This window comes from Bradyrhizobium sp., assembly GCF_019244115.1.
In the GTDB taxonomy this organism is placed as follows: Bacteria; Pseudomonadota; Alphaproteobacteria; order Rhizobiales; family Xanthobacteraceae; genus Bradyrhizobium.
On the sequence record NZ_JAFATE010000238.1, the window covers coordinates 1 to 13,244 of the forward strand.

The 13,244-nt window shown below is 63.6% G+C and carries 15 protein-coding genes; 5 read left to right on the forward strand and 10 right to left on the reverse strand.

The window, feature by feature from the left end; all coding sequences use genetic code 11:
* Both JOZ76_RS10675 and JOZ76_RS10680 read right to left on the reverse strand, forming a co-directional pair.
* A partial coding sequence (locus JOZ76_RS10675; protein ID WP_291698599.1) for an efflux RND transporter periplasmic adaptor subunit occupies positions 1-773 on the reverse strand: 773 nt, incomplete at its 3' end.
* A gap of 406 nt (positions 774-1,179) precedes the next feature.
* Positions 1,180-1,698, reverse strand: coding sequence for a methyltransferase family protein (locus tag JOZ76_RS10680; protein ID WP_291698600.1), 519 nt, complete (start codon positions 1,696-1,698; stop codon positions 1,180-1,182).
* Positions 1,699-1,975: 277 nt separating this feature from the next.
* Here JOZ76_RS10680 and JOZ76_RS10685 point away from each other — a divergent pair, with 277 nt between their 5' ends.
* Positions 1,976-2,512 (forward strand): TetR/AcrR family transcriptional regulator, encoded by a 537-nt coding sequence (locus JOZ76_RS10685; RefSeq protein WP_291698601.1) that lies wholly within the window; start codon positions 1,976-1,978, stop codon positions 2,510-2,512.
* 125 nt (positions 2,513-2,637) lie between these two features.
* On the opposite strand, the gene JOZ76_RS10690 is transcribed toward JOZ76_RS10685, so the two are convergent.
* Positions 2,638-3,156, reverse strand: coding sequence for a methyltransferase family protein (locus tag JOZ76_RS10690; RefSeq protein ID WP_291698602.1), 519 nt, complete (start codon positions 3,154-3,156; stop codon positions 2,638-2,640).
* Positions 3,157-3,374: 218 nt separating this feature from the next.
* Here JOZ76_RS10690 and JOZ76_RS10695 point away from each other — a divergent pair, with 218 nt between their 5' ends.
* A complete protein-coding gene (locus JOZ76_RS10695) occupies positions 3,375-4,016 on the forward strand; it encodes a TetR/AcrR family transcriptional regulator (RefSeq protein ID WP_291698603.1) in 642 nt (213 codons plus the stop codon).
* On the opposite strand, the gene JOZ76_RS10700 is transcribed toward JOZ76_RS10695, so the two are convergent.
* Both JOZ76_RS10700 and JOZ76_RS10705 read right to left on the reverse strand, forming a co-directional pair.
* Positions 4,001-5,155: a winged helix-turn-helix domain-containing protein gene (locus JOZ76_RS10700; protein ID WP_441300012.1), complete on the reverse strand. Its 1,155-nt coding sequence runs from the start codon at positions 5,153-5,155 to the stop codon at positions 4,001-4,003. The genes JOZ76_RS10695 and JOZ76_RS10700 overlap by 16 nt on opposite strands.
* Before the next feature lie 57 nt (positions 5,156-5,212).
* On the reverse strand, positions 5,213-5,428 hold the full coding sequence (locus JOZ76_RS10705; RefSeq protein ID WP_291698611.1) for a hypothetical protein: 216 nt from the start codon (positions 5,426-5,428) through the stop codon (positions 5,213-5,215).
* A gap of 410 nt (positions 5,429-5,838) precedes the next feature.
* Between JOZ76_RS10705 and JOZ76_RS10710 the strand changes: the two genes are divergently transcribed.
* Positions 5,839-6,474: an OmpA family protein gene (locus JOZ76_RS10710; RefSeq protein WP_291710893.1), complete on the forward strand. Its 636-nt coding sequence runs from the start codon at positions 5,839-5,841 to the stop codon at positions 6,472-6,474.
* A gap of 128 nt (positions 6,475-6,602) precedes the next feature.
* Here the strand turns inward: JOZ76_RS10710 and JOZ76_RS10715 are convergent, their stop codons facing one another.
* Positions 6,603-7,898, reverse strand: a complete 1,296-nt coding sequence (locus tag JOZ76_RS10715; RefSeq protein WP_291698606.1) for a phospholipid carrier-dependent glycosyltransferase — start codon at positions 7,896-7,898, stop codon at positions 6,603-6,605.
* Between the two features lie 197 nt (positions 7,899-8,095).
* Here JOZ76_RS10715 and JOZ76_RS10720 point away from each other — a divergent pair, with 197 nt between their 5' ends.
* Both JOZ76_RS10720 and JOZ76_RS10725 read left to right on the forward strand, forming a co-directional pair.
* Positions 8,096-8,806 (forward strand): FecR family protein, encoded by a 711-nt coding sequence (locus tag JOZ76_RS10720; protein WP_291698612.1) that lies wholly within the window; start codon positions 8,096-8,098, stop codon positions 8,804-8,806.
* Between the two features lie 2 nt (positions 8,807-8,808).
* Positions 8,809-9,933: a hypothetical protein gene (locus tag JOZ76_RS10725; RefSeq protein ID WP_291698607.1), complete on the forward strand. Its 1,125-nt coding sequence runs from the start codon at positions 8,809-8,811 to the stop codon at positions 9,931-9,933.
* Between the two features lie 197 nt (positions 9,934-10,130).
* Here the strand turns inward: JOZ76_RS10725 and JOZ76_RS10730 are convergent, their stop codons facing one another.
* The 4 genes from JOZ76_RS10730 to JOZ76_RS10745 form a co-directional block, all read right to left on the reverse strand.
* Complete coding sequence (locus JOZ76_RS10730) at positions 10,131-11,147, reverse strand: alpha/beta hydrolase (protein ID WP_291698608.1); 1,017 nt, start codon at positions 11,145-11,147, stop codon at positions 10,131-10,133.
* Between the two features lie 101 nt (positions 11,148-11,248).
* Positions 11,249-11,986 carry an enoyl-CoA hydratase/isomerase family protein gene (locus tag JOZ76_RS10735; RefSeq protein ID WP_291698609.1) on the reverse strand — a complete coding sequence of 246 codons (738 nt, stop codon included), beginning with the start codon at positions 11,984-11,986 and terminating at the stop codon, positions 11,249-11,251.
* Positions 11,987-12,168: 182 nt separating this feature from the next.
* The gene (locus JOZ76_RS10740) at positions 12,169-12,684 is read right to left on the reverse strand and encodes a cupin domain-containing protein (protein WP_291698610.1); all 516 of its coding nucleotides are present in this window, start codon (positions 12,682-12,684) and stop codon (positions 12,169-12,171) included.
* Positions 12,685-12,712: 28 nt separating this feature from the next.
* Positions 12,713-13,174, reverse strand: a complete 462-nt coding sequence (locus JOZ76_RS10745) for an FKBP-type peptidyl-prolyl cis-trans isomerase (RefSeq protein ID WP_291698613.1) — start codon at positions 13,172-13,174, stop codon at positions 12,713-12,715.
* Positions 13,175-13,244: the final 70 nt, after the last annotated feature.

Consider the following 13,244-nt stretch of genomic DNA (forward strand, 5'->3'; position numbering starts at 1 on the left):
GCGGGATCGGCGTTGGGCGCGATCTCGCGCAGCTTTGCGACGTACTTCTTGTTGGGATCGGACCACAGCGTGACGCTAGCGATGCCGGACTTGGCACGGCCGAGCAGCGTCTCCGGGATCGCGACGACGGCTTCCTTCTCGGCCAGCCGGGCGACGCGGATCGCGGTCTGCCCAGACGCCACCACTTGGCCGGGCTCGATCATGGTCGCCGTGACGACGCCACGGGCGTCGGCCTCCAGCGTGGCATAAGAAAGAGAATTTTTGGTCAGTTCGACCGAACGCTCGGCACGGTTGAGCCGGGCGCGGGCTTCATCGGCCGTCGCCTTCGCGCTGTCCATCTGCGCGTCCGTGGTCCAGCCCTTGGCCTTGAGATCCCTGGCACGCTGCTCGGCGGCAGCGGCCTGCGCCAGCACGCCGGTCGCGGCGCTCTGTTCGGCCTCGGCCTGATCGGCCTGCAGCTTCAGATCGACCTCATCCAGCGTCGCCAGGGGCTGCCCGACCTCGACATGCTGGCCGACCTCGACCAGGCGCTTTGCGACCTTGCCGGCGACCCTAAAACCCATGTCGGCCTCGATTCGGGGCTTGATGGTGCCGACGAAACTGCGCTCCGGGGTCTCGGCCTGATAATGGGCTGACGCGACCAGAACAGGACGGGCTGGCTCGGCCTTCTGGGCGACGGTCTTGTCGCAGCCGGCCAGCGCCACCGCTATCGCGGCCAGCGCAGCTCCAGCTAACAGTCTCGAATAGCTCGACAAAATCGACTTCGCCAACATCGGGCACTCCCCTGGCTGCTACGTTTACGGAATGTCGACTATTCACTGATGAAAGTCAATAATCGTCACTAATCAGGATTTCGTGAGTGTTAACGATTCCGCCGTGACGCGTTATTCCGAAAGGGCGCGCAGCGCGCGTCGATCCGGAAGCTCGATGTCTTCAGGGGAAGGAAGCGCCCCGCTCCCGTGAACTTCCCCTTCCACGCTGGCAGTTCTTCACGCGACAGAATCGTAGGATGGGTCGAGCGGGAAGCGAAACTCGCCATCGTCGCGCGGCAGGAACGGGGATATCGCTCTCGCTCAACACACCGTACAGACCGGCTACTTCGTCCGCTCCGCGGCCGCGAACTCATCGGCGCGGCTCCCGAACGTCTCGCGCTACGGGCGGCCGAACGGCAACGCTTGCTCAGCGAATGAAGAAATAGCGCGGCACGCGCTTCTTGTACTCGCGGTAGGCCTTGTCGAACCGCTGTTCGAGATAGCGCTCCTCGGACCTGACCACTGCGCAGTTGACCAGCAGCCAGGCAAGCGGCGTGAGGATCAAGAGCCAGTCGAATGCGAAAATCAGCGACACGCCGCCGAGTGCGATCCACAGGCCCAGATAGACCGGATTGCGCGTCCATCCGAACACGCCGTCGGTGACCAGCACCATGACCGGCTGCGATGGATTGACGTCGGCGCCGCGCCGCTTCAACGCCCATTGTCCGGCAAGGCTGAGCGCGGCGCCCGCAGTCGCGATGATAGCCCCGGCCGCTGACAGCCAGTCGGGATCGATGTCGTCGATGAAGGCAATGTCGGCAATGAACTCGATCGGGACCAGCCATTGCAGCAGGTTCGCTGCCAAAATCACCAGCGCCGCGAGCAGGAGGGGCGGCGGGAACATGACGCTCCCCTCGCTCTCCGGCAGCGGCTCAGCGCGGGTCATTCGCAACTCCTTCATACTCAAAATGCACACCGTTCGGGCAGGATCCGCTGTGAATTCAGCGTGTTGTCTCCGATGGAGACTTAATGTCAAAAGGATCACTCCGCGTGCCCGGAAATGGCCGGCAGCGATTAGCTCTTGTCTCCTACGGAGACATATGGAAACCTCTCCGTCAAGACCCATCAAAATCGACTAAATTTGTAAGGTCATTCGAGGCATGCCGCGTCCTGTGCTACCGAAACGGGAAACATTTCGCCACGGCAATCTACCGGAGGCGCTGTTGGAAGCGACGCTGAACCGCATCGAGACGGGCGGCGCGAACGCCATCAAGCTGCGTGACCTCGCCTACGACACCGGCGTGAACCATCGCGCGATCTACCGGCATTTCCCCAACAAGGAGACGCTGCTGGCGGACGCGGCGGAGCGCTGCTGGCGCGAGTTCATCCGGCGGATGCGCGTTGCCATCGCTGACAAGCCACAGGGCGAGGCGACGCTGGTGGCGGCCGGGGTCGCGATGTTCGAGTACGGGCGCGACAACCCGAACCATTTTCATTTCGCGACCGGCGCCTATCCGAGCATGGGGATCCGCTTTCCACGTCTCGAGGCGGCGATCCGCGATGCGTTGCAGATTTTCGCGACCGGTTTTGCCGGCACCGGACTCGCGCCGGACCTCGTGGTCGGACACGCGGCGATCTACATCGCCGCCCTGCATGGTATCGTCTCGCAATACCTGCACCGCCGTCTTCGCATTCGCCCCGAGCACGCCCCCGCCTGGATCAATTCGACCTGCACCATGCTCGTCAAAGGGCTGAAATAGGCCAGTCGGCATTTCCGGGACGGTGCGAACGGCATCCGAAATCTCGAGAGTCTCAGGGTGCGCATTGCGCACCATAGTTCGCGCTTACGCCCCCCGAATGACGGGTTCAAAGAGGCGTCGCCGCCTCAATGCATGAAGAAGTAGCGTGGAACGCGGCGCTCGTAACTGCGGTAGAGCCCGCCGAACTTTTGCGCGAGATAGGCCTCCTCCGGCCGGACCGCTGCGAAATTGACGATCACCGACGCCGGCGCGACCAGGATCAGGAGCCAGTCGGTTGCAAAAGCGAGCCCAATCCCACCGAGCGCGATCCACATGCCGAGATAGATCGGATTGCGCGTCCATCTGAACACCCCATCGGTGACCAGCACCCGGACCGGTTCGGCCGGATCGACATCGGCGCCCTGCCGGCGCAGCGCCTGGTAGCCCGCAAGACTGAGCGCAAATCCGCCGACCGCGACCAGGGCGCCGAACGCCACCAGCCGATCGGGGTCGATGTCCTCGAGGAAGGCGATGTCAGAGACGATCTGGACCGGGACGATCCATTGCAGCAGCCCCGCCAGCGTCACCATGACGATGGCAAGCGGGACCAGGCGGGGGAACATCACCCCTTCTTCATCGTCCGTAAAGGAATCAACGCGCGTCATACTCAACCTCAACCACCAACGCCCTTGCATTTGCCATAGATTTCACGCAAGGGTTGCGGACGTCCGATTTCTGTCACCGATGGAGACATTCTGTTGAAAAAAATTGGGTTCTTTGCCTCCTTTGAGTGGTATCTTTTAACCGTTGTCTCCTAAGGAGACATCTAACGGCAAGGCGCGCTCGGTGGCAACACTGTTTAAGCATTAGGGTTATCTTAACGATGGCTCAGCTTTCGATCCCGAAGCGGACGACGTTTCGCCATGGCAATCTGCCGGACGCATTGATGGAGGCGGCGCTCAGGCGCCTGGAAAGCGACGGTGTTGCCTCGATCACGGTGCGGGAGCTGGCCCGGGATACCGGCGTCAACCACCGCGCGATCTACCGGCACTTTCCGGACAAGGCCTCGCTGCTTGCCCATGTCGCGGAGCGCTGCTGGAAGGATTTCATCCGCCACCTGAAACGCGCCGTTGCCAACAAACCACCGGGCGAGCCGATGCTGATCGCCGCCGGCGTGGCGCTCTATGTCTACGGGCGCGACCACCCCAACACCTTCCATTTCGGGGGCCGCGCACGCTCCACCTTCGGCGACGAATATCCGCGGGTCGAGGCGGCCGCGATGGAAGCCCTGCAGATCTTCGCGGTCGGCTTTGCCGGCACAGGCATGGCACCGGACTACGTGATCTGGCGGGCCTCGGTCTACATGACGTCGTTGCAGGGCATCGTCACGCAGATCCTTCGCCGCCGCTTCTACCTCGCGCCTGAAAACGCAATTCCCTGGATGACGGACACCTGCATCATGCTGATCCGGGGATTGAAGGAGGGGCCCGGCGAAAGCGCGCAGTTCCGTCACTCCGAGACTTGAAACTGCTCGAAGCGGTGCAGTTCCTCCTCGATGGCGCGCTTGAAACCGCTGCGCGCGCCGCGCCGCCCGCCGGCGCCGACCCAGTTCCATTTTTGTAAGCGGAGCTTACGGTTCACCCGGTCGGTCTTCAGGTCGAGGGCTGCGACGATTTCCTCGCCGACCAGCACCGGCAACGCGAAATAGCCGAACAGCCGCTTCTCCTTCGGGACATAAGCCTCGAAGCGGTGTTCGTAGTCGAAGATCAGCGCCGTCCGCTTGCGCTGGATGATGAGCGGATCGAACGGCGAGAGGATGTGGACCAGCCCATTTTCGGCCTCGGCTGGCGCAGCCAGCGTCGCGGGCGCGGCCCAATGCTCCTGCTTCCCCGCCCCCTCCAGCGCGACGGGCACCAGTTCGCGGCGGCGAACCCTCGCCTCGATCAGGCGGCGGACCCTTGGCTTGCTCGGCGCATCCTGGTGACAGATCGAATCGAGGCTGACGAACCCCTGCGCGCGAAGTGCGCGATCAAGCAGATAGCCAGCAGTCTCCGCCGCTGATGCCCCTTTCGGCGGCTTGTCCCAGCCGAAATGCCGCTGCATCAGTTCGTAAGTCTTGAGCATGCCGTTGCGTTCGCTGATCGTGACGAGGCCGGCATAGAACGCCAGTTGCAGCGCCCGCTTCGACGGCTTGCGGCTCGCCCACAGATGCTCCTTCTCGGTGAGCACGTCATCCTCGATGTCGCGGATGGTGAGCGCGCCCCGCCGGAGCAGCCGCATCACCTTGCGCGTGTCTTCCGGCTTGACGGTCTTGAGCCATTTGTGGCCCGCGCGCCGGTATTCTCGCATCGCGGGGATGAAGAACCTGACATCCTTGGTCGGCACATAGGACAGCGCATGGGTCCAGTACTCGAACACGCTTTTGTCGACACTTTGGGCCTGGCGCAGGTCGGCACGCCGGTAGTTCGGAATGCGCGTCCACAGGATATGGTGATGGCAGCGCTCGATGACGTTGATAGTGTCGATCTGGACATAGCCGAGATGAGCGACCGCGTCCGCGGTGGCTTGCGCGCCTGCGCCGAACGGCTCGCGCGCATCGAGCCGCTGCGCATGCAGCCAGATGCGCCGGGCTTCGGCCTTGGTCAAAGGGTGGGATTTTTGCACGGCGGACATCGGTCCGCAAAATCTAACCGGATTCGCGGGTATGGCGGTCGAGAAAAACTATTTCGGGCGCCCCGATGAGCCGCTGGGAATGCTGCCGGTCGCGATGTCCGGCTCGCAGGCCGCCTTGCCGCGGTTGGAGGCCTGGCATTTGTAGACATTGCCGGTCAGGCGATCCACCAGCCAGGCGGTGTCGTCGGTCGGGCTTTCGAGCCCGACATAGCGGCCGCCCAGGGTCGTGATCAGCGTCGACAGCAACAGCGCCGCAGCGATCATCGCAGCCCCGATCAGGATCGATGCCCCACTCGCTGAACCCGCCTGGTCAGATGTCCCGCGATAGCCCTGGTAATCGTTTTGTCGTCTAACCGGATGAAACACAGCCCTGCTTCGCTTGTTCGTTGGATTTTCTTGCGCGCGATACCTTTATGGTCGCATCTTGCCGTTTTGTTGTTCACAGATCGGCAATGCCAAGGCGCCGCAACCGCCGCAACCAGCTCGCATCGAGATCGTTGCGTCCGTAGGTGCTCACGCAAACGTGCGATCAGAAAACGACGATATGCCAGCGGCAGGATCGACCGCCGTGCGCGGCGCCCCTGTCCTGTGACATGCATCACAGTCGCGGATTTGAACCTCTCCTAGGGTCGCGGCATCCAAGTTCCATCAGGCTTAGCTCGAGGATGACGACAATGACTCGCTTCGGAGGATTGAGAACAATCATGCTCGGCGCCGCGCTGTCGCTCACAGCGGGCCTGGCGCTTGCCGAGGACAATACGGTGTCCGCCGACCAGATCCTCAGCGCCCTTAAGCCGGTGCCCGTCACGCGCGGGCTATCGGCCGGCACACCGCAGGCGAATCCCTCGGCCAAGGCCACCGAGGCGGGCTTTTTGGCGACATTGCGCAACCGCACGACCCGTTCGCTGTCGCTTGGCGAACGTGACCAGATCGCGGAGATCGCGGCGACCAAGCCGAAGATCGATCTGGAAATCCAGTTCGATTACAACTCGGCCGCGATCAGCAAGGCCTCGATGCCGGCGGTGCAGGAACTCGGCAAGGCGCTGTCCGATCCGGGCCTGAGGGGATCGACTTTTTTGGTCGCCGGCCACACCGACGCCGTTGGCAGCGAGGCGTTCAACCAGGATCTCTCCGAGCGCCGCGCCGATACCATCAAGGCCTATCTGGTCGAAAAATACGGCCTCGCCGGCGGCGATCTCGTCACTGTCGGCTATGGCAAGACCCGGTTGAAGAATCCGGACAATCCAACCGATGCCGTCAACCGCCGCGTCCAGGTCGTCAACATGGACGCCAAGACCGCGTCGAAGTGATCGCCGTCATTGCGAGGAGCGAAGCGACGAAGCAGTCCCCGTCATTCCGGGACGGCGCGCAAGCGCCGGACCTGGAATCTCGAGATTCCGGGTTCGCGTCTTCGACGCGGCCCGGGATGACTTGTCCTTCAAATCCAGCTCTGGAACAGCATCAGGCGGTTGAACATCGCCATCGACGTGCCGACGAACGCGGCCGAGATCGGCAGCATCACGACAAAGCCGATGCCGGCGAGCGCGATGAAGGCCCACAGCACCCAGCGCGGCACGCCCTCGCGCGTCAGCGCCTGAACCGGCGCAAGGCTCAGGATCGTCGCGGCCGGCAGATAATAATACAGAAAGGCCAGCGCCCGCGGCATCAGCGCCAGCGCAAGATAGCTGCCGAAATAGAACGCCAGGATCAGGAATGCGGTTGCATTGCGTGACCTGACGAAATCCCACAGGCAGGCGGCAAGCGCGAGCAGCGACGGCCAGAGCACGAGCGGATTGCCGAGAAACACGATCGCGGCGATGTGGTCGTCATCGACCTTGTCGAACAGATACCACACCGGCCTCAGCAAGAACGGCCAAGACGGCCAGGAGCTCATATAGGTGTGCGCCGGAATCGCATTCGTGGTGTTGTCGGCAAAAATGCGCCGCTGCGCCTCGATCAGATCGGCAGGCGAAAATCCATGGACCGGCACGAACGTCGCGACATAGACGAGCGCCGGCAGCGCGACGAAACACGTGACGAAATGATACCATCCGAAATCCGGCCAGCGGTCCGGGCGATACCAATCGCTGGCTCTGCCGTCCGCGAACGCCGTCTTCCAACCCTGCAGCAGGCGAATGATCGCGACGATCGCGATCGAGACCGCCAGCGGGAACAGGCCGCTCCACTTGCAGGCGGCGGCGAGACCGAAGCCGATACCCGCGAGCGCGAACCAGCGCTGGGGAGAGATTTCGCGAAAGCCGCGCATGAAGGCGGCGATCGCGAGTAGGCCGAAGGCGAGCGCAAAGATGTCGAGCATCGCGATGCGCGATTGAACGAAAACCATCTGGTTGAAGAAGGAGATCAGTGCCGCGCCGACCGCGCCCTGCTGTGCCTCGAACAGCGCCAATCCGCAGAGATAGACCGCGACGATGGCGAGCGCACCGAACAGCGCCGCCGGATAGCGCCAGCCGAGCGCGCTGTCGCCGAAGACCGCGATCGACAGCGCGATCAGCTCCTTGGCGAGCGGCGGGTGCATCGGATTGAGCACCTCCGAAGGTTTGTCCGGCTCGAGCATCTGCCGCGCCGCCGGCACATAGTGCACTTCGTCGAAGACGAATTTTTCGGGCGAAGTGAGGCCAATCAGCAACAAGGCATGCGCAACGATGAAGATGATCGCAGCGATCGCGAGAGTGCGGCCGACGGGCCCGCTCGAAATGACCAATGATTCACGCACGTTCTTCACGGCTGACGGTGGGATCGTACTGTCGGCAGGACTGTGACCGACGATGATTTTCGTGTCCACCGCATTGAACGCGGCACAGGCTCACTGTCACTAACGTCCGGGCGAAGGACGGTGCTTGTGACAAATCTGCTACATCGCCATCGGCCGCCGAACGTTACGATGAGGAATATTCCTTGAGCGGCATTCAGATGTATTGGCGTTACCGCAGACTCATCGAATGTTTGGTCGCACCCTGCCTCGCGGCGGCGCTCGCGGCCTCCCCCGCATCGGGGGAAACCACCCGCATCGGCGAAGCCGTCGTCATTCAAAGGGAAGTGCTGCGCGTCGCCGCCTCCGCGACCAACCAGATCAATGTCGGCGACGGCGTGCTGCGCAACGAGACCGTGCGCACCGGCGCCGAGAGCGCGGCGCGGCTCGTGATGATCGACAGCACCAACCTGTCGCTAGGACCGAACGCCTCGCTGACGCTCGATCGCACCGTCTTCAACGACGAGCACTCGTACCGCGACATCGCGATCAGGCTGGCTACCGGCGCCTTCCGCTTCGTGACAGGGCATTCGGAGAAGGCCGCCTACAAGATCACGACACAGCTTGCCACGATTGGCGTCCGCGGCACCATCTTGGACATTCTCAACCAGCGCGGCCAGACCATGGTGGTGCTGCAGGAAGGCGCCTCGCAGGTCTGCACCCTGAGCTTCCAATGCCTGCAGCTGACGCAGCCGGGGGACACCGCGATCATCACCGCGACCGGAAACGGCAGGGCGACGATCAAGAAGACCAGCACGCCGTCCTGGACTTTTGCGGCGACCTGTGCGTCCGCGGCCGGTCTCTGCACCGTCAATGACTTCGCCGACAACGCCCCGGGCGTCGAGTACACCGGCATCCTGTGCGGGCGCTGATTATGATCGGGCGCGCGCATCGGTTCATCATCTCAGGCGCTCTCACAGCGGCGGTTTCGGCGTTGCTGCTTCCGGCTCTGACGCGCCCGGCCGCCGCGGTGTGCGAGGTTGAATGTTCTACGAGCCCCTCACCGTCACCCTCGCCCTCCCCCTCATCGGCGCCGTCGGCCACGCCGACACCGACGCCAACACCTTCGCCGACGGTGACGCCAACACCAACGCCCTCTCCGACCGGCGCCGATTCCAGCGCAGGCTCGATCAACGGTCTCGCCGACCAGCGCTTCAACCAGATGATCACCAACAAGGTCCTGGGCTCGGTGCTGCTCGGCGTCAACGAACAGATCAACTGCACCGACTGCATCAGCGCGTTCGGCTCGGCGGGCTCATTCTCGGCCGGCGTGCACGGCCGCAAGGAGCTGACGCAAAATCTCTCCTTCCTCGCCGGCATAGCCTACACGCAATACAGCGAGAACGGCTATCACGTCACCAGCGCGCCGATCGGCGCCTTTGCTCTGCGCTATGATTTCACCGACTGGGGATCGTCGCGCCCGTTCTTCGATGTCGGCGCCATCCTCACGCCCTGGGAGAAGGTGCGCTACAGCCGCAGCTACCTGACCAATTTCGGGCCGGTGCTTTTGACGAGTTCGACCGACGCCTCGAATTATGCAGCGTTCGGCCGCGGCGGGTGGATCAGCCGTGTCTCGCCGCGCGACGAGGTCGCGGGCTATGTCGAGTTCTGGCAGCTCTGGCAGCATGTCGGCGGCACCAGCGATCCCGCCGCCGCGTTCAATCCGTTCAATGCCACGGTGAGTAGCGGGACCGATCGCACCAGCCTCGTCAAGATCGGCGGCCAGTGGACCCACATGCTCACGCCCACGATCGAGGGCAACATCAACGGTGGCTGGACCCAGTCCTTTGCGACGCATTCCGGCATCGTCGCCACCGTTACCGGCAATGGCCTTGTCGTGCCGACCATGGGCAATCAGGGCTGGTTCGAGTATGGCAGCCGGCTTGGCTTCCGCCTGAGCCGTGGCTGGGTCGCCGATCTCTTCGTCAACGGCACGCTCGGACCGCAGCCGGTCGGCAACACCATCCACGGCGGCCTCGGCCTCCGGGTGAATTATTAGAGGTTAGGTTGACTGCCATCGCAGCGCGACGTTCACCTTCACGCTTGCGGGCAGTCGGATCGCGCTTGCGCGATCCGACTGAGGGGGACTCTCCGCAAGCTCAGTCACTTTGAACATGGTCATCGCCTCGCGTGACCGGACGGATCAGGCGTCGGCCGTGGCGGGCTGCGCTTAAGCGCCTCGCAATGACGAAACCGTCACGTCGCGATCGGGGCCGGCATTGTGAGGAACGACCGCGTCACGTGCCAGAACAGCTGCCGGTTGGTCGCGAGCACGACCGAATGCGCCGTCCCCGGCAGGATGATGAACTGGCGATCGCCGTTGGGCAGCTTGTCGAAAAACTCCCAGAGGTCGGCGACATCGGCGATCCCGTCATATTCGCCGCGGACCAGCAGCACCGGCGCCAGCACTTTTTCCGGATGCACCACCGGCAGGTTGGCCGTCATGTCGAGATAGGTGCCGGTCGGGATCTGGTCGCCGAACTGCAGTTCGACATCGGCCAGCGCCTCGATCACGGCGGGATCGGAGGTGCCGGCCTTGTCACGGGTGGCGATCGAGCGGATCATGTCGCGGTCGCGCTTGCGCAAATTGTGCGAGCGATAATAGTCGACCTGCTCGGCGCGCTTCTTCAAGGTCGGCGAGCCCTCCCCCTTGTAGGTGAAGGCGGCGAACACCAGGCGGTTGATCCGATCCGGAGCCGCCATCGCGTAGGCGCCGGCGCGCAGCGCGCCCGAGGATTCGCCGACGAAATGGAATTTGGTCTGCCCGGTCTCGCGGGTCAAAACTTCGGCCGCGGCCTTCAGATCCTCGACGCCGCTGGCGATATCAGAATTGCCCGACGTGCGGCCCGACTTGCCGTAGTTTTCATGATCCATGGTCCAGCAGTCAAAGCCGTAGCGGGCGAACTCGTTCATGACGGAGTATTCGCCTTTGCCGGGCACGGCGAGATCGAACACCCGCGAGGTGACGGACGAGCCGTGCACGAAGAACACGATCGGCCGCGCCGGCTCGCCTTGCCTGGGTACGCCGAGCCGCTTGCGATACATCCACAGCGGCACGTCGCCCTTTTTGGCCCAGTATTCCCCGCTCCAGATCTCGCTGTCGGCGGCTGCCGCCGCCACGGGCAGCGTTTCGCTCAACGCTCCTGCGACCAGGCCAAGGCCGGCGCCCTTGATCACGCTGCGCCGCGGCAGAACGGGCTCGAACTCTTTCATGGCGTTTTCCCGCACGTTTGTTGTTGTTGCGAGCAGAGCCTAGCAGCGGAACTGCAGGCTTGAAAGACAGCCCGGCCGCAGCGCCCAACACGACAGCGCGATCATTTGCCTTTGAACTCCGGCTTGCGCTTTTCGCGAAACGCCGCAACGCCCTCCTTCAGATCATCGCTTTCGCGGATGGCATCGAGCACGCGCCGCGCGTCGGCGACCGTATCCAGCGGTCCCCGGGGCATCGCATCGCGGGCGAGCTTCTTCAAGGCCTGCACGACGAGCGGCGCGTTGCCGGCGATCTTTGCCGCCATCTCCTGCGCGATCGCGACATGCTGCCCGCTGGGCGTGATGCGGTTGACGAAGCCGACCTGATAGGCGCGCTCGACCGCCAATTCCTCGCCGACCAGCAGAAACTCCATCGCGACCTTGTGCGGCATGCGCGTCACGACCGAGGCGATGCCGCCGCCGGTCGTGCCGATCCTGGCCTCGGGATAAAGAAAGCGCGTCGTCTCCGACGCCACGCACATGTCGGCCATCTGCACCAGCACGAAACCGCCGCCGACTACCCAGCCCGAAGTCGCCGCGATCACCGGCTTGTCCAGTTCGACGCCAAGCCCCGGCACCGCGTGCCACATGTTCGCCGGCAGGTCGCGCACGTCTGCACCGACCGAGAAATACGCCTCCTCCGCGGAGGCGAGCACCGCGACGCGGTCTTCGCCGTCGCGAAAGCGCAGCCAGGCGGCACGCAGTTCATCGCACAGCGCGTTGTTGAGCGCATTATGCGCGGATACGCGATCCATGGTGATGGTGGCGACGTGGCCGGCGCTCTCGTAGCGGACAACTGTCATGGGACTCCCCTGCTCTCATTGGTCCCACGATAGCACGGCGCCAGCCACGCCGTCATTGCGAGGAGCGTAAGCGACGAAGCAATCCAGACTGCCACCGCGGTGAGGGTCTGGATTGCCTCGCGGAGCCTGTCATCCGGCTGCGCTTTGCGCGGACCGGGTGGCTCGTAATGACGGAGAGCTATCTACTTCTTCTCCGCCGGATCGCGGTGCACCGGATCGACCCACAGCACGGTCTCGGGCTTCTCGACCGGCTCGATGTCGAGATTGATCGCGACCGCCTCGCCGTCCGAGCGCACCAGCACGCATTCCAGCACCTCGTCGACACTGGCGTTGATCTCCTGGTGCGGCACGTAGGGCGGCACGAAGATGAAATCGCCGGGGCCGGCCTCGGCGGTGAACTGCAACTGCTCGCCCCAGCGCATCCGGGCCTTGCCCTTCACCACATAGATGATGCTTTCGAGATGGCCGTGATGATGCGCGCCGGTCTTGGCGTCCGGCCTGATCGTCACTGTGCCGGCCCAGAGCTTTTGCGCACCGGCGCGCGCGAAGTTGATCGCGGCCTTGCGGTCCATGCCGGGCGTCGAAGGTACGTTGGGATCGAGCTGACTACCCGGAATGACGCGGACGCCGTCATGTTTCCAACGTTCCGCATCGTGGTCATGCGAATGGCCGGCATAGGTGTGATGATCGCCTGACATCCGAGTCCCCTTAAGTTCGGGCGACGCGCTATTTCACAGCCAACAGTTCGACGTCGAACATCAAGGTCGCGTTCGGCGGAATGACGCCGCCGGCACCGCGCGCGCCGTAGCCGAGCGCGGGCGGGATGATCAGCGTGCGCTTGCCGCCGACCTTCATGGTGGCGACGCCCTCGTCCCAGCCGGCGATCACCTGGCGCTGGCCGATCGGAAATTCGAACGGCTCGTTGCGATCGACGGAACTGTCGAACTTCTTGCCCTTCTGCCCGTTCTCGTAGAGCCAGCCGGTATAGTGCATCATGCAGGTCTGGCCGGGCTTTGGCGAGGCGCCGGTGCCGACCTTGGTGTCGATGATCTGAAGTCCGGATGCTGTGGTCATGGGCTTTCCTGTCGTTTGGGCGGCGGCTCCGCTCGCACCGATGAGAAGCGCCGCGGGAGCGCCGAGCGCAAGAGCAAAGGCAGTCAGCAGAATTTTGTTCCGGAAACACCGCATCATCGGATTTGTCCTCGTGCTTGATTGCAGGAAACGGGTCTGGTGATCGGCTCAATAGCCGAGTGCGCAG